Here is a 20305-nt window from a genome sequence, read left to right as displayed (position 1 = left end):
AAATAAGAAAAAATCCTGGCACTATCAAAATAATCTGTCGACACTTTAAAATAAAAAAAGTTTAGAAGAGAATAGGGTCTCTTCTATTTGATTGTTATTTTAACTTTTTTGGATGCTGATTTGTATGTATTGTCACCAGCATACTTGATTACTGCTGTGAATTTGCCTTTTTTGGTTATTTTAATGCTGAATGTTGCCTGACCTTTGGCATTTGTTTTTGCAGTATAGGTTTTGCCGTTGACTTTTAAAGTTACTTTTTTACCTGATGCAAGGTATGTTTTACCATCAATGGATGCTCCTTTAATGGTTTTTAAAGTAACTGTGTATTTTTTGGTTTTTGCACTGACCTTGAAAGTCTTTGCACTTGCAGAAATTGAAGTAGGTTTCTTGTTGATAGTTACTTTAAATACTTTCATGGATGCGTTGTAGTCATTATCATCTAAAAATACAACAACAAATGTGTAAAGACCTGCGTTTTTGAGGTTAATCTGAACATTTGCAAAACCGTTTGCATCGGTTGTTCTGTTTAAGGTCACGCCGTTATAGCCGATATAAACTGTTTTATTTGATAGAGGATTACCATCCACATCTGTAAGCTGTACTGTGAAGTTTTTACCTCTCTCACCGACATAATAGTCACAGGCGTACTGTGTAAAGTCTTCTCCTACAATAACTGTAGACTGTCTTTGAGGAGTAGTCAATTTAATTGTAATATTAGACCCGACATAATCATCACTGCCTGCATAATCGACAAATATTTCAGCTCCGGAAGCTGCAACAATAACAAATGATCCGTTATCGTCACTGACAGTAGCATTTGAAACGCCGTCTATAGCATATGTAATATTTGTGCCTGAAATCGGATTTCCGTTCTCATCACACAAAGTCAGTGTAACATTACCACCCATTACGACAACATCTGAAAATTTAGAAAGTGCTTTTAAAACAGTAACAGTCGCATTCCTAACAGCTACATTGTCCAGTCCGACATAGCTTGCATTGACTTTGTAAACCGCACATTCATCGAATGTATGCATTGCCCACCAGGTACCGTTACCGCCGTAAGTCGCATTAATCTGAGTGCCGTTCGGCAATATAAATACCAAGTTACCAGGCATGACTTCACTTAAAATATTGGATTCTGCAGTAAGGTTAACAGTCCTGTTTGAGGTTGTCTGAGAGACAACATTCACATTGAAAGCTATGTTTGTGAATGTTTTTTCACCTTCAGAGTAGTATGAATCTGCGTCGTGGCGAACAGTGAGGAAATAATTATCCTCTGCGCTAATATTTAAAACAATTTTGCCTTCCCCATTTGTAACTGCACTGAGATTTAGAGGCTCACAGTTAACAAGACCTGAAACTGTGACGTTCTGACCTGCTTCAGTATATAACATGGCAGGCACAATGGTGGCATCCCCTGTGTTTTCAACACCATTAGCTCCCCAGTAGGTAACGTTTGTGATGTTGACATCACTCATCTTTCTGGACAGTATTGCATTTAAAAGGTTGTCGTAACCCTCAAAAGCGATTTCAATATTATTTTCATTGACTGTTAAAGTAAATGGAGATAAAGAATCAATACTTGCCCTATTGTTCAGGAAAGTAGAATGGGAAATGGACCTGACGTATTTGAAATCCCCAATAACCCAGAAGTAAATTGCAGAACCCCTATAAGCTTTATTGCCTGTGAAATTACAATTTACCACAGTAACATTGCGGTCAACGTAAACAGCACCACCGTCACCTTCACTATCCTCATCACTTGCATTGTTGTTGGCGAAATTGGAATTTACAATATTACCTGAACCCATATAGAGAGCACCGCCCTCAACTGATGCTCGGTTAGCTGTGAAATCACAATTATTCACATTAACATTAAATTCATCTGCGACAGCTCCGCCAAAGCCTGCGAAGTTATCTTCAAAGCTGCAGCCAGTCACATTAGCTGAATTTTTAATTAATACTGCGCCTCCAAGACTGCCGGCACTGGTTGCCCTGTTGGATATGAAAATGCTGTTAGTCACCTTACCTGAACCGATGTAGACGGCACCTCCACCACTATACTCATCAGTTGCAGTATTGTTGGTGAAAATACAGTCTGACACTTGACCGGTACCGTTAATGTAAACTGCACCACCTTCTTCAGCACGGTTATCGCTGAATATAACACAGTCAATAATACCGTCAACAGCAGCGATTGCACCACCTTTGACTGCGGAGTTTCCAATGAAATCACCATTGAATATTACATTTTCAAATGTTTCGAAGAAATTAACTCCTCCGCCTCTAGGGGAAGTGTTGTTTATGAAATTGCTGTTGAATGTAATGTTGTATGGAGTTTGGCGATAGTTTACGCCCCCGCCGTTCAAATTAGCAGTGTTGTTTATAAAGTCACATGTGAATATGCTGTTGGATGAAGTGTCCTTAAATGTTATTGCACCACCGTTTCCAACACTCTCATCAACCTCACCTAAAGCATTGTTAGCAGTAAAATCACCTGTAAAGTTATTTCCATCAGTAGTGTTGTAGAAAAAGATTGCACCACCGCAGGATTTAGCAGTGTTATTTGTAAATTCGCTGTTAAACACATTACTGTTTGCCTTGTTGTAGAAAAAGATTGCTCCACCGTAGATAGCGTAATTGTCCCAGTAACTGCCTTCAAATGTGTTGTTGTCAGCCTGATTATAAATGAATATTGCTCCTCCGCTGGCAGCTCTTGCTTCATTAGCTATAAAATCAGCAGTGAAATTGTTGTTCATGGATTTTCCACGCACAAATATCGCACCTCCGCCTCTTTGAGCAACATTGCCTATATAAATTCCGCCGATTGTGACATTGCTTATTCCTCCGTTGAAGTATATTGCTCCACCGTTATTTGCATGGTTGTCAATGAATGTTGAGTCGATTTTAGAAGCATTGTAAACCTCATCAACATATACTGCTCCGCCGGATTTACCTGCAGTGTTATTAATAAAATTACAATTTGTCACATTATCCGCACTAGCGAAGTAAACTGCACCACCTTCAGCTGCAGTGTTTTCGCTGAAGTTTGCATCAGCAATGTTTACACTGCCAAAGGAATTTAAGACTGCACCGCCCTTACTGCCGGCAGCATTGCGGGTGAACTGTGATTGTGTAACATTGACATTTCCACGGAAATTATATATTGCTCCACCGTACTGTGTTGCATAGTTGTCTTCAAAATATAAATCACTCAGCTCAACGTCACTATTGAAGTTATAGATTGCCCCACCATACTCTGTTGCATTGTTGGAGGTGAAGTATGACTCTGAAATAGTCATTTTAGCGTTGAAACTCTCAACTGCTCCACCGTCAACGGCAGTGTTGTTGATGAAACTGGACCTGGCAATATTCACGTTACCGTATGCAAGTATTGCTCCACCGTTGCCCTCAGTGAATCCGTTTGTGAATATGATATTGTTTAAAAGCACATTTGTGCCGCCGTCAATATTGAAGATCCTTGATTTGCCCTGTGCGTCTATTGCAAATCCGTTACCGTTGATTGTTAAGTTCTTGCTTATACTTATTCCCTCAGTTATAGTGTCTGTACCTACTGCGTAGGTGTAATTATGCTCAAGATTGATTATGCCATTGTCTGAAGCATTATCAATTAATTTTTGAAGCTCATCAAATTCCCCTGAGCTTGAAAGTTTATCTGCATAGTGATTACCTGTTTGTTCCACTATAGCATTTTCTTCGCTTGCCTGGAGGTTATCCTCGACTGTTGAGGACACCTCGATTTGACTTGCATCTTCACTTGCCAGTGCATCATCCATTTCACCTGCATATACATTTGCAAGGCTTACGAGAAAAACGACAAGCGTCAGCAAGATTATTGTTTTTTTAACCTTCATATTAAATCTCCATATTATGAAAAAAAAAACATGATTTTACATGCTAGATATTTATAATGTTCAATTTTAATGAAAAATAATAACTCCATTTCAATAAAATTAAATTAAATCAAATATACAATACAATATTTATCAACGAAGCAATATATATGTATATTATTATTGGGCCGAAAACCCGGTGAAATTTAAAAAATCAGATTAAATATTACTAATTCAAAAAATAAATCTTAAAAAAAAAGTTAGAAGAGAAAGTGATCTCTTCTATTTAATTGTTATTTTTACTTTTTTGGTTGTTGATTTGTAGGTTACATCGCCAGCAAATGATATTTTAGCTGTGAATATACCTTTTTTGGTCAATTTAATGTTGAATGTTGCTTTTCCTTTAGAATTGGTTTTTGCAGTGTATATTCTTCCATTAATAACCAATGTGACTTTTTTACCTGCTTTCAAGTAAGTTTTTCCATCAATGGATGCTCCTTTGATGGTTTTTAAAGTCACTGTGTATTTTTTGGTTTTTGCAGTTGCCTTAAATGTTTTTGCACTTGCAGTTATTGAAGTAGTTTTCTTGTTAATGGTTATTTTTTGTACAGCCAAAGATGCATTGTAATTATCATCATCCAAGAATACAAGTACAAATGTGTAGAGGCCTGCGTTTTTCAGATTAATCTGGACACTTGCATAACCGTTTGCATCAGTTGTTCTGTTTAATATTACTCCATTATAACCGATGTAGATTGTTTTGTTTGCAAGTGAGGTTCCGTTTAAATCAACCAATTGGAAAGTGAAATTTCTGCCTCTTTCGCCTTCATAGTATTCGCAAGCATATTGTGTGAAGTCTTTGGCTAAAATTTCAGTACCTCGTTTTTCAGGTTTTTTAGCAACATTAAATGTAGATGCTTGATAAGCAGAAGCGTGTTTATCATCACCTGAGTAAATTACAACAACATCGTGTTCACCACCAGAAACATTGCTGATAGGAACTTCAGCACTGCCGTTAACCAGTTCAATAACAGTTTCTTTTCCGTCAACAATAACAGTAACGTTTCCTGTAGCACCAGGGATTTCAACTTTAACGGTTGCATTATCTCCTTCCTTGAGGTCTTTTGGAACGGTAATGTTTACAACAGTTTCTTCACCCTCCGCTACGCTAAATGAAATTACAGTTTCATTACCATTAAAGTCTTCATCACCGAGGTATGCTGCAACGACTGTGTAGTTTCCGGCTGGAAGAACAGTAGTTACAATAGCTTTACCATCTTTGACTTCAGCAAATATGTCGCTACCACTTGTTGTGAATTTAACAAATCCTGTAGCATTTTCATTAACAGTAACTGTAATCATCACGTTATTGCCATCAACAACAACATCTGCTGTGATTGGTGTATCTTTCTTTACATGTCCGAGGATTTCAACGTCTTTGGATGTAGTGTTGGTGTTGAATACTGAGTCTCCCATGTATGTTGCAACTACGGTGTAGTTTCCAGGTTCGATGCTGTTGGTAAAGGTTTCCACATGGCCGTCTATAATGTCCATGTACATTGTATATTCTTCACCGGTTTCTTTACCTACCATATACAATTTAACCAGTCCTGTTGCAGATTCGTTTATATCAACCATAACCAAAGCGGTGTCTTCATAAACATCAATATTAAGATCAATATCGGTATTTTGCTTGGTAATATCTGTTATAGTGAATGTCACAGAGGTTCTGTTCATATTGTAGTTGTTATCACCAAGGTAAGTTACATCAACAAAGTAACTGTTTGGTACCAGTACAGTTGTTAGCTTTGCGACACCATCTTGTACTTCAATATTAGTAACAGTACCACCAACAGTTAGTTTTACAAATCCTGTAGCGTTTTGATCAACGTTCACAGTCAATGTAACCCTGTTTCCACTCACATCAGCACGGGCAGAAATAGGAGTGTCCTTCTTAATATGGCCTACGATAGTGAAATCTTCAGAAGTAATGTTGGTATTATACCAGTCATCTCCCATATATGTTGCAACTACAGTGTAATCACCAGTTAAAAGAACATATTCAAGAACTGCTTTACCGTTAATTACATCTGCATAGAGAGTGTATTCTTCTGGACCAGTTATCTGGAATTTGACAAGGCCGGTTGCAGTATCATCAACAGTAACAGTCATAGTCACATTGTTTTCTACAGTATCAATATCTAATGAAATTGTAGTGTTTTCCTTAGCAGGTTCTACAAGTGTGAATTCTGCTTTGGTGGAGTTTTTATTGTAGTTTGCATCACCAAGGTAAGTTACATCTAATGCGTAGCTTCCGTAAGGCAAGGTGATTGTTAATGTAGCTTCACCATTTTCTAATGCAATATTGGATACGCTTACGCCAGATTTGACTTCAACAAATCCTGTAGCGTTTTCATTAACTTTAACAGTTAATGTAACTCTGTTTTCATTGGTTTCAACTTCTACGTCGATTGGAGTGTCTTTCATGAGATGTCCGAGGATTTCAACGTCTTTGGATGTGGTGTTGGTGTTGAATACTGAGTCTCCCATGTATGTTGCAACTACGGTGTAGTTTCCAGGTTCGATGCTGTTGGTAAAGGTTTCCACATGACCGTCTATAATGTCCATGTACATAGTATATTCTTCACCGGTTTCTTTACCTACCATATAGAATTTAACCAGTCCGGTTGCGGCTTTATTTAAATCAACCATAACCAGAGCGGTGTCTTCATAAACATCAATGTTAAGATCAATATTGGTGTTTTTCTTGGCGACATCAGTTATAGTGAATGTCACGGAGGTTTTGTTCATATTGTAGTTGTCATCACCAAGGTAAGTTACATCTACAAAGTAACTGTTTGGTACCAATACGGTTGTTAGTGTTGCGACACCATCTTGTACTTCAATATTGGTAACAGTTCCTCCAACAGTTAGTTTTACAAATCCTGTAGCGTTTTCATCAACATTTACAGTTAATGTAACTCTGTTACCATTCACAACAGCAGATGCTGTGATTGGAGTATCCTTCTTAATGTGGCCTGCGATAGTGAATTCTTGAGATGTAATATTGGTGTTGAATCTGCTGTCTCCCATGTATGTTGCAATTACTGTGTAATCGCCGGTTTCAAGAATATCTTCAAGAACCGCTTCACCATTGACAACATCGGCATAGAGAGTGTATTCTTCTTCGCCGGTTACTTGGAATTTGATAAGGCCGGTTGCAGCTTCATTTACTGTAACTGTCATTACTACATTGTTTTCTTCACTCACAACGTCTAATGAAATTGGAGTATTTTCCTTAGCAGGTTCTACAAGTGTGAATTCTGCTTTGGTGGAGTTTTTATTGTAGTTGTCATCACCGAGGTAAGTTACGTCCAATGTGTAGCTTCCGTAAGGCAATGTGATTGTTAATGTGGATTCGCCGTTTTCCAATGCGATATTGGATACGCTTACGCCAGATTTGACTTCAACAAATCCTGTAGCGTTTTCATTAACTTTAACAGTTAATGTGACTCTGTTTGCATTGGTTTCTACGGCTACATCGATTGGAGTATCTTTCATGAGATGTCCGAGGATTTCAACGTCTTTGGATGTGGTGTTGGTGTTGAATACTGAGTCTCCCATGTATGTTGCAACTACGGTGTAGTTTCCAGGTTCGATGCTGTTGGTAAAGGTTTCCACATGGCCGTCTATAACATCCATGTACATTGTATATTCTTCACCGGTTTCTTTACCTACCATATAGAATTTAACCAGTCCTGTTGCAGATTCGTTTATATCAACCATAACCAATGCAGCATCTTCATAAACATCAATGTTAAGATCAATATGGGTGTTTTTCTTGGCAATATCTGTTATAGTGAATGTCACAGAGGTTTTGTTCATATTGTAGTTGTCATCACCAAGGTAAGTTACATCTACAAAGTAACTGTTTGGCACCAAGACAGTTGTTAGTGTTGCGGTTCCGTCAACTACTTCAATATTAGTAACAGTACTTCCAACAGTTACTTTTACAAATCCGGTAGCGTTTTCATCAACGTTTACAGTCAATGTAACCCTGTTACCATTCACAACAGCAGATGCTGTGATTGGAGTATCCTTCTTAATGTGGCCTACGATAGTGAACTCTTCAGAAGTAATATTGGTGTTGAACCTGCTGTCTCCCATATATGTTGCAACTACTGTGTAATCGCCGGTATCAAGAATATCTTCAAGAACTGCTTGACCCTCAATTACATCGACATAGAGTGTGTATTCTTTTTCACCGGTTACTTGGAATTTGACAAGGCCGGTTGCAGCTTCATCAACATTAACGGTCATTACCGCACTGTTTTCTTCAGTCACAACGTCTAATGAAATTGGAGTATTTTCCTTAGCAGGTTCTACAAGTGTGAATTCTGCTTTGGTGGAGTTTTTATTGTAGTTGTCATCACCGAGGTAAGTTACATCTAATGTGTAGCTTCCGTAAGGCAATGTGATTGTTAATGTAGATTCACCATTTTCTAATGCAATATTGGATACGCTGAGACCAGATTTGACTTCAACAAATCCTGTAGCGTTTTCATTAACTTTAACAGTTAATGTAACTCTGTTTGCATTGGTTTCAACTTCTACGTCGATTGGAGTATCTTTCATTACGTGTCCGAGGATTTCAACGTCTTTGGATGTGGTGTTGGTGTTGAATACTGAATCTCCTATGTATGTTGCAACTACGGTGTAGTTTCCAGGTTCGATGCTGTTGGTAAATGTTTCTACATGACCGTCTATAATGTCCATGTACATAGTATATTCTTCACCGGTTTCTTTACCTACCATATAGAATTTAACCAGTCCTGTTGCAGATTTATCCACATCAACCATAACCAATGCAGCATCTTCATAAACATCGATGTCAAGATTAATAGGAGTGTTTTTCTTGGAAGCCTCAACTATGGTGAATGTCACAGAGGTTTTGTTCATATTGTAGTCATCATCACCAAGATAGGTTACATCAACATAGTAACTGCCCGGCACCAGGGTAGTTGTTAATGTTGCGATACCATTATCCACTTCAATATTAGTAACAGTACCACCGACAGTCAATTTTACAAATCCTGTAGCGTTTTCATCAACTTTAACAGTTAATTTAACTCTGTTACCAGTCACATCAGCACTAGCAGAAATAGGAGTGTCCTTTTTAATATGGCCTGCAATAGTGAACTCTTCAGAAGTAATATTGGTGTTGAACCTGCTGTCTCCCATGTATGTTGCAATTACTCTGTAATCACCAGTTTCAAGAATATCTTCAAGAACCGCTTTACCATTAACAACATCAGCATAGAGTGTGTATTCTTCTGGACCAGTTACTTGGAATTTGACAAGGCCGGTTGCAGCTTCATCAACATTAATGGTCATTTCTACATTGTTTTCATCAGTCACAACGTCTAATGAAATTGGAGTATTTTCCTTAGCAGGTTCTACAAGTGTGAATTCTGCTTTGGTGGAGTTTTTATTGTAGTTGTCATCACCGAGGTAAGTTACATCTAATGTGTAGCTTCCGTAAGGCAATGTGATTGTTAATGTAGATTCACCATTTTCTAATGCAATATTGGATACGCTGAGACCAGATTTGACCTCAACAAATCCTGTAGCGTTTTCATCAACTTTAACAGTTAATGTGACTCTATTTGCATTGGTTTCAACAGTTACATCAATTGGAGTGTCCTTCATTATGTGTCCGAGGATTTCAACGTCTTTGGATGTAGTGTTGGTGTTGAATACTGAATCACCCATGTATGTTGCAACTACGGTGTAGTTTCCAGGTTCGATGCTGTTGGTAAATGTTTCTACATGACCGTCTATAACGTCCATGTACATAGTATATTCTTCACCGGTTTCTTTACCTACCATATAGAATTTTACCAAACCAGTTGCAGATTTATTCAAATCAACTATAATTAAAGCAGTGTCTTCACCAGCAATAATGTTAAGATCGATAGTGGTATTTTCCTTGGAAATTTCTGTTACAGTAAATGACACACTAGTACTGTTCATATTGAAGTCATCATCACCAAGATAAGTTACATCAACAAAGTAACTATTTGGAAGTAAATTAGTAGTTAATTTTGCAACACCATCAACTACTTCAATATTAGCAACAGTACCACCAACAGCTAACCGTACAAATCCAGTAGCATTTTCATCAACATTCACAGTCACTGTAACTCTGTATCCGACCACTTCAGCACTAGCAGAAATAGGAGTATCCTTCTTAATGTGACCTCTGATAGTGAAATCCTCATAAGTGATGTTAGTATTAAGTCTGTAATCACCCATATAGGTTGCGATTACTGTATAATCACCAGTTTCAAGAATATCTTCAAGAACTGCTTTACCATCAATTACATCGACATAGAGAGTGTATTCTTCTGGACCAGTTACTTGGAATTTGACAAGACCGGTTGCTGCATCATTAACAGTAACAGTCATTGTCACATTGTTTTCTCCAGTTGCGACATCCAATTCAATTGGAGTACTGAATTTATTTACGTTAAATGTTGTGGTATTATATGCAGTGTAGTTACCGTTAACAATTGTTACAGAAACTAAAATATCTTTATCAAGACCCAAATCATAAAGGGTAATATTTCCGGTACCATCAACAACATTTACAGTGTAATTCTGATCATATACTCTTACAATGTATTCGCCGTCAACTTCACCATAAACGAAAACAACAGCATCCTCATCATAGAAAATATCTTCAACAGAAACAATAACTGAAACGGATTTAGGAGTCACGTTAAATACTGTTTCGTTAAATGCTGAATATTTACCATCAACAATAGTAACATTAGCAGCATAACTTCCAACAGTTAAATTAGAAACAGACACATTTCCAGTACCGTTTATAACAGTAACCACCATCTTTTCAGTTCCAACATAAACAAGATAGTCACCATCAACTTTACTGTTAATAGTAACAGTGACATCTTCTCCATAAGTTGTATTGGATACAGTAATGTTTACATCTACAATTCCTCTGACGAAGATGAAGCTAGAATTGACTATTGAGTTAGCAGTGTAGTAATCATCACCTTCATAAGTACCTGTGACAATATATTGTCCAGCAGCCAAATCAGGAACAACAAGATTTTCCAGACAGGATTGTGTGATATTGTAAACCACATTCATATTGCTGTCATATACCTTGTATGTAATGTTTCCATATGCATTGACCGGAACTGTCACATTAATGGTTGCATTTTCACCCTCTGTAATTAAATCTTTTGATAAATTGAAGAATCCTTTAGCTTTATTAACTGTTAAATTAGCATAGGCAAATGCTTCATTATAATCATCAGTTTCAAATTTATAAACTTTGATTTCATATCTACCAGGTTTGAAGTTTGCACTTGAGAATGTAAATATTGCATTATTATCAACGTATAATGAAACTGATTCATTGTAACCATTGTCTATAAATACAGTATAATAATCCGCAATATCAGCAGATACATCAATTTTAATATCTTCACCATAGTCAACTTCAACATCACTTACAGTTATTTTTGGAGTGATTTTGTCAACTTCCACATAAATTGGTATACCAACTGGATAGTAGTTTTTATTTCCACCATATGATGCTGCAACTAAATAGTTACCATGGGTCAATGTGAGATTTTCAAGCTGAGTCTTGTTATACCATTTTCCATCCAATTGATAGAGAATCTTATCGGTAGCATTATTGATGAGTGTTGCATTAACTTCTAATTTTTCACCCTGAGTAATATTGGATATTGTAACTTTTAATCCAGGATCTATACGATTTACAGTGAATGTTTTGGTTATTTGATTAAATACAAATGTGTTTGAATCTCTGTTTTGTGCATTTAATACCACATCATAGTCTCCACCTGTTAAATCTCTTAAACTGCAGGCGAATTTATTGTCAACTGCGTAGACTGAAATGACATTGTTGTTAATGTTTATATTGACATTGAAGTCGAAGTTTGTACCTATGTCAATAGTACCATTAATTTTTGCAGTATGTCCATAGTCAATGTCACTAACATTATAATCAACGTTTATAGCATCAAATACTGTATTGGAGATTTTCGGATTGTAGCTACTATAGATGTTTCTATAGTTGTCTGCCTTGTTCTCTGCAAACAAACAGTCATCGATGGTAACATCTTTTGTTATGAGGTATAATGTACCATTGCCTGAAAGTGTGTTAGCAGAAAATGTGGATCCAATAACATATAGTTTATCGTCGTCACTATAAACAACATTTCTAACAGTATTGTCTGTGAATGTGGAACCTTTAATATTTTGAGTATTCTGGCTATTCTCTGAATAGATTGCATGGTCAAAAGTATTTCCTGTGAATGTGGAATTTTCAATATTTAAGCCGTAATGGGAGTATGAAAAAATGGCTTGCTCTAGAGTGTTATTGTAAAATTCAGCATTAATGTGAACATCAGTACATCGGTTAAGAAAAATACCGGCGCCTTTAAATGTGTTTTCAACAAATTCAGTTGATATAACTTTCACAGAGCTTGAGAATATCTCAATCAGGTCGCCAGAAACTAAAAATGGTGTATTGTTTTCAAATATAGTTTCATTAATGATAATGTTAGATCGACTATAGATGATTTGACATACTTTATTGTCATAAAATCCTGATTCAACAATTTTTAAATTTCCACTTGGATTTTCACTATATATAATTCCTGTCAAATCTAAAGTGTTATTGGCAAAAGTACATTCGTCAACAGTCAAATTACCTTTATTGTGAAGAACTCTATCTTTAAATCCAGAAATTACAATATCCTCGAGGGTAATATCACTGTTTTCATCAATAGTCAAAAATCCTGAATTTGTGTAGCTTCCATCAAATACAACAACACCTATTGGAATTATGCTTAATTTTTTGCCTGAAATAGTCAGTCCGACATTAGCAGGACCAGAGTAATTTCCTTCCATTACATAAATAATGTCTTCATTTCTAGAGAATTGAATAGCTAAATTTAATGTGTCGAATTTTGCACCAGTACTGTTGACAATGAAATTGCCTAAATATTCGCTTACAGTGAATGTGGTTCCGTTTGCTGCATCGTTATAGTTTTCATCACCTTCACGGACAACCATTACGCTGTAGTTTCCTTCTCCAACACTGTCCAATGTTATTTCAGCTTGACTGTCAGCAATAGTGAAAGTTGAAAGCCTATTATTGAACAGAAGCTGGAATGTTCCGTTTTTACTTGCGTTGATTTTTAAAACAGGGGTACCAATATCTGAATTTTTAAGAATCAGGTCATCTACAGTCAGATTGATGTAGACATTCGCCTTATTTACGATAAGCCTGTCTCTAATTGATTCACCATAATAAACGTTGCCGTTTTTATCATAAATGACTTCATTTAATATAACGTCATAAGCGCCTTTTGGTAAAACGCCGGTATTATATTCAAATATGCCGTCTGTAATTGTGACATTAGCGTCTTTATAGTTAACAAATCCAGGTAATGTTAATTGAAGGTCCATGTTGAATTGTGGATCAAGTGTGCCTGTAATTGTTGTAGGAATGCCGTATTCTCCATCCGGTACATACAATATCACATCATAGAAATCGAATGTGTTTCTCTCGAATTCTTGAACATCGCCTGCATTGTAAATGTTTGCAAGCTCATAAGCGAAGTTAATTCCAAAGAAGGATTCTGCAAGTTTCAAGGTTTTGTTGTTGTAGATTGCTCCACCATTGCCTGTTGCGGTATTTGCAACTAATGTGGAATTATTCACAATCAGCATATTATTATTGTAAATGGCACCTCCGTCTTTTGCACTGAAACTTCCGCTAAATGATGAATTAGCTATGTTTGCTTCACCGTCATTGAAAATTGCACCGCCATATCCGTTTGCAGTGTTATCTTCAAAAGTAGAGTTTAAGACTTCTAATGTACCTTCATTATAAACAGCTCCGCCATTTATACCTTCATTTTCATTGAAAACTGTGTCTTTAATGGTTAATGAATTTTTGTTATATATTGCACCACCATTTCCATTATTGATGTTTTCTGTGAAATTGGAAGCAACAATTTCTGCATTTCCATTGTTGTACACAACAGAATTTGTATTTATGACATTGCTTGAGAATTCAGCTCCGTCGATGAATAATTCTCCATCATTTAAAACAATAGCATTATTAATGGAATTAAGTGAAAATACACCGTCTATTATATTTAAGGAACCTGAATTGTATATGATTGATTCGGTTTCAAAAGCTGTGAATGTACAGTTTTTAAGTGTTAAACTGCCGTAATTTTCAATTGATGCATGATCTTTTATGCCTCCATCAACAAACTCAATGTTTTCAATTACAACATTACATCCTTCAGCCACTGTAAAGAACCAATTTGTGCTGTTTCCATCGAAAACAACCATACGGTCTCTGAAATTGGTAAGTGTGAAAGATTTGGTAATGTCAATTTCCATATTCTCATCAATATGATAATTTGCATTTGCATAAATAATACCCTTATCTGTAACATTGCCAATAGCATCAGTTAAGTTTTCATATACCTCATCTGCGGATATGATGAAGTTTGGCACTCTCATTTCAAATGAAGCATCTTTAAAGATATATGTATTTAAGTCATGGTCATTCATTACACCTATGGTGTAGTTTCCGCCCATTACATCCTCGAAAGTGACATTAAATGTTTGAGAACCGTTATTGTAAATTGAGTATAATGGTATATGATCTAAGTACAATAAAACGATTGAATCGAAGACATCAGTAGATGTACCGATAACAGTTACTGTCTGGTTGATTTTATCCATTGACCAAGTTACTGTATCCTTAGCGTTAAATATACAAGCTTTCTTAACTATTTCATCAGCAGCATCACCAGCAAAGTAATTCATAGTTCTCTCATCATCTTCACCTTGGTAGTTGTCTAAAAATGTACATCCTAAAAATGATGCGGATACGAACTGTTCAAGACCTTCTGAAATATAGATTGCTCCACCTTCAGATCTTGCAGTATTGTTTATAAATGTAGTGTTAACTGCAATGACATCTGCATCCTGATCTGAAGTAACTGAACCGATATATATTACTCCACCATATTCAGCTTCGTTATTGTAGAAATTACAGTTCAGCAATGTTAAAGTACCTGCATCCATTTCGATAACTCCACCATCACTGTTGGCATATCCGTTGATTACGGTAATGTTTTCAAGTGTAATTGTAGGTCCTTCTGTGGTATATATAATAGGAATAGGTGGAGCTGTCTCAATTATCTCTACTTCAGTATCATATGTTAAATACAGGAAGTCACTTTCATGTTGACAGTCAAAAATAACCTCTTCGCCTGCAAAAGCTCTGATTGTTATTTCAGCTTCCCCTTCAATATCAATACCGGCGTTTCCATCTTCGTAATAATAGGTTCCTCCTCTAACTGTAATGATTCCTCCCATTAATGAAGCCGCATCTATTGCTTCTTCCAGGGTTTCATAATATTCATAATCTGAATCTTCATCTTCCTGGTATATGAATGGATAGTAATATTCATCATCATAGTCATCTTCATCCTCGCTGAGAATATTTACATTACTTGCGGACCTCATAATGGATAATGGAGCCATTTTGATATTGCTGGTTGAATAGTATAAATCATCACCTTCAAATATTGCATTGATTTCATAGTCTCCGTCATCCAAATCGGAAACGATTAAATCGTCTCTGCAGGATTGGGTTAGGGTTTTAACAATGTTTTTATTTGAATCTGTTATTGTGTAGGTGATATTTCCTACTGCATTTTCCGGAGCTGAAACACCGACAATAGCCTCATTTGGAGATGTGACTTTATTGGAGGCACTTAATGTGACTACTGGAATATTTTTAGTGACTTTCAAAGTAGCCTCAGTGGAATTTGATTTGTAGTTTACACGTTCCTGTGAAGTGACTTTGATTGTGTAGGTTCCAGGTTCAAATATTTTATCTATTTCAACAGCTCTGCTACCGTTAACATATTTATCAGTTTTGTAATCTCCAATTTCTATTGTATAGATTGATGGAACATTTGTTTTTATGTTTACAATAACGGTACCATTATCCTCTACTTCCACATCCTCTACAGAAATGGTCGGATTGGCTTTATATACTTCAAAATTGATGGTGGAAGATGAAGGTGCGTAATCTTCATTATTGTAGGTAGCTACTAGGCTATATTTTCCTGCATCTAATTTCAATGATTCGAGTTCATCTTTTGTGTATTCTTTTCCATTCAATTGATAACTTATTCTACCTGAAGCAGTGGAAGGCAATGTTTCAATGATGTTCAGGGTTTCACCATAGGTAATATTGTCAACAGAAACATTTAATTCAATGCCTATACGGTTAACTTTGAAAGTTATGCTTATGCTGTCCATCAAGTAGGTATTATTGTTCATATCTACAATATTGTTTAAAACAGCGGTATGTTTTCCATGATTCAATACACCTGCATTATAGGTAAATGCATTGTTTTTAATTTCTGCGGTGACATTTTCACCAGAAACGGTTAAGTTTGCTAATGTGTAGATATTGACACCAGGATCTGCTGTACCTTTGATTATTGAGTCATTACCATATGAAACAGTTGACGCTTTTAAGTTAACATCGCTAACTTCAAAAACAGTATCATGAGCCACGGTAAATCCGTTGCTGTAAACATGTCTGTTTTCTCCAGTGTTATTTATAAAAATACACTCTTCAATGAGTGCTATAACTTTAGGAGAGGTTGCAACAGCTCCAGTTGTTGCATGGTTATCTGTAAATGAACTGCTATCTATAAACAATGTGAGTTTTTCATTATTAGGGTTTTTGATTAAAATTGCAGAACCCAACTTACCGCTATTGTTATTGAAGGTACAGCCTTCAATGAATGCATTTGAACTTCCGTCAAGACATAAGACTCCTCCGTCCACATCCTTGTTGGCGTTGTTTTCAAAGTTGGATAATCCTATGTCAATTGTTACCTCGGTAGTGTTTCCATTGACATATATTACTCCACCTTCAAGTTGGGCTTTTTCTCCTAAACTATTTTTGATGTTGTTTTTAACGAAATTAGATAGACTTACAGAGGCATATCTTGAATTGTTTCCAACATATATTGCAGATCCTTTAACAGCAGTATTCTGTTCAAAATCACATGAATAGATTGCTGATTCAAATTGAGCTATGTTTTTAAAGTGAACTGCTCCTCCTTCACGTGCAGTGTTGTTTATGAATTTGGAATCTGTGATTGAAATATCCTCATAACCCAATGATGTGACTGCTGCAGTACTTACTTTTAAAGGAGCGACATTGTTTATGAAATTACAGTTGTCAATTTCCAGTGATTCTCCGTCACTAAATATAGCTGCTCCACCATTTCCAGCAAATGATGTTTTTGTAATCTTATTATCTGTAAAATTACATGAATCTAGTGAAAGATATCCGTGATTGACTATAGCTCCATAATTTGTATTTCTGTTGTGAATTCCTCTGAATGCTATACCATAAATATAGACTTCAGCATTTTTGTTTACGATTATGAAATTCGCATCGCTGCCCTGAGCATCAAAGACCACAGTTTCCAGTGCAATAATATCTAAAGTCTTATTGGATATTACTACTTTTGTGTCTTTATATGTGCCGTTTTTAACATATATTGTATCTTCATTGCCGGAATTGGCTACAGCCTGTGCTAAAGTATCATATTCCACATTTGTACTTACGACGAGGAAGTTGCTGTAGGTTTTACTTACTGAAAAAGTAGTAAAATTCATGGCAAGATCAAAGTTTTCATCAGCATCGCGCATAGCAACAACTGAATAATTACCTAAATCAAGACCGGTCAGCTGCATGCTACCTTTACCGTTTACAACTTCAAGCTTATAATATTTATTTCCGATGAAAATTGTGTAATTATTATCCCAATTAGCATAAACATTTAAAACAGGTATTTCAGGTATTAATACATTTTTTACTTCAAGATTCAATAATATTTTAGCTTTTGCAATCACTACTTTTAGATATGCAGGGTTTGTTAGATAGAATTCGTTTCCATTTAAATCAGAATAATATACGTGAGTATAGAAATGGTCATTACTGTCTCCCTGAGTATACATTCCTTCCATGGCTAATTCGTGTGTTCCACCGCTAAGCACTCCAAGATTTATATTAAATTTGTTATCTTCAACAGTAAGCACTTCTCCGAAAATATTTTCATCATCCATGGTTCCGGATAAAAGGGTTACAGTATTATTTAAATTTGAACCCCAGTCAAAAACACCATTAAGAATATAATCTGCGCCATATGAAGCATCTTTTTCATTCATTGCTAAATTCAAATCATATTCATTAAACTGTAAATCAAATTTCCTTGTAGGTGATTTGGAGAATATGTTTCTCTGATTAGTTGCAATATTGGAATCAAAAACACAGGAGGTAATATTAACGAGTCTGTCGCTGCTGTCAGTTATATAGATAGCTCCTCCAGTTTCAGCTGTGTTTAGCATGAATGTACTGTCCTCAATTTTAAGATTAGTAGCATATATTGCACCACCTTCAGTTGTTGCATCATTACGGGTAAACTCTGAGTTTGTAATAGTTAAATCTGAAGAAGGATTTGCATTAATTGCTCCGCCCTGACGGCCAGTATTGCTAGTGAAATGACAGTCATCTATAGTTACAACAGTATTCATTAAGCTAATTTGGCCGTTTAATTCAAAAGTAGTACCATTTATTTCTAATTTTGAATTTTGAGCATTAATTGGAGTTCCAGGTTGGTTTTGAGAATTTTTAATATTATTAAATTCACAGTCTGTAATAGAACATTCCAAACCAGAATTGATATATAATGCATACATTGAAAATTTACCAGTAATAGTTATATCTTCCAAAATGAGTTGAGCATTAGAACCTGCTACATGCAACAGATAATTTTCATAAAGGGCTGAAAAAGTAACCGGTATTAGAGATTCAGTATCTTTAGGCATAATTGTTACTATTTTATTGCTAATGACTATGTTAAAATTATCAGTGTCATTGTAAGTTCCGGCTTCAACAGTAATTACTCCACTTCCACCATTAGGAATAGCATTAACCGCAGCACTTAAAGTTTCAAATACATCTTTATCATCTAAAACAAAATAAGGTTCTATAATAGTAAAAGTATTTCCAGAATACTCGTATCTTTTATCAGGATCTTTTATCAGGTAAACAGTATATGTTCCTTCATCCAAGTCATTGAACTCAGCATAAGGGCGAATAGCAAAAGATTGCTCTTCATAATAATAACCATCTTTATATAAAACTACAGTATTTACATCATCTGTAACACTAGGAGTTATTGTGACTGATTTATTTGGAGCGTCTACTTCAATTTCAAGGGAACCATGTCCTTTAAATAGGCAATCGTTAAAAATCCATGTTCCAGGCTTACTTGCACCATCTTCATATCCGAAGTCGTTTTCTTCTTCGACACCATTTTTAATTTTTTTATTGCCTTCAAAATAACAATTATTAAGTTGAACAGTACCGTCATCCTCACAGGAGATAGCTCCACCATCGTCTTCCGCCCAATTATTTATGAACCGGCAATTGTTGGCTATGAATGTTCCAGCATCGGCCACACTTACAGCTCCACCATAATCAAGGGCTTCATTTTCAGTCAGTATACAGTTGTTCAATGTCACTTGTCCGTGAGCAACTTCGATAGCACCACCACTGGCTGTTGCATGTCCTTTTTTGAATATTATGTTATTGAATGTGACTTTTAAGTCTGCATGGTCTAACCAAAACAGGTAATAATCTTCCTTAACACTGCCGTCGAAAATAACCTGTTGACCATCAAACGGCTGTATTGTTATTGTTGCCGCACTTGTAAAATGAATATATATGTCCCCACATGTTCCTTTGTCAAGCTCGGTGTATGTACCGCCGTTAACATATATTGTTCCTGTTTTACTAGAACTATCTTTAATATGATCCATTGCGTCACGCAAATCTTCGAACCATTCATTATTTTCAGCCCACCAAAAACAGTCTGTGTCGGCTTTAAGCACATCATCGTTTGAAGCGGAAAGCACCTCATTTGATTTAGAAGTTACCTTCACCTCATTCGAAATTGATTTTTCATCTCGACTATCAGTTACATTAATTTCAACATCTCCGCCACTTTCACTCTCCGGCGAAATAGCGTTGTCTTCGTCAACAGCAACAGAAGTCACTGCTATCTCGGTATCGCTGACTTCTTCCATTAATGTTTCATTAGCATCAGCCGCTGAAATTGCGCCAATACTTATAAACAATACAAGGATTATCAGCAATATCCCTATCGTTTTTTTCTTCATTTTAAAATACCTCAAATTTGTAAGTAATTATAGAATATTCATTCAAAAAATTTACTCAATAATATTTTTCCGTTTATTGTTTT

2 protein-coding genes are annotated in these 20305 nt (G+C 36.0%); both read right to left on the bottom strand.

What is annotated here, in order from left to right:
- Positions 1–83 precede the first annotated feature (83 nt).
- On the bottom strand, positions 84–3878 hold the full coding sequence (locus tag E7Z81_RS02045; RefSeq protein ID WP_292743465.1) for a hypothetical protein: 3795 nt from the start codon (positions 3876–3878) through the stop codon (positions 84–86).
- Between the two features lie 261 nt (positions 3879–4139).
- Positions 4140–20222 carry an Ig-like domain repeat protein gene (locus tag E7Z81_RS02040; protein WP_292743462.1) on the bottom strand — a complete coding sequence of 5361 codons (16083 nt, stop codon included), beginning with the start codon at positions 20220–20222 and terminating at the stop codon, positions 4140–4142.
- Positions 20223–20305 lie beyond the last annotated feature (83 nt).

The organism is Methanobrevibacter sp., assembly GCF_015062935.1.
GTDB lineage: Archaea > Methanobacteriota > Methanobacteria > Methanobacteriales > Methanobacteriaceae > Methanocatella.
Note: the sequence above shows the minus strand (reverse complement) of the source record. Positions and strands in the feature narration are given on the sequence as shown.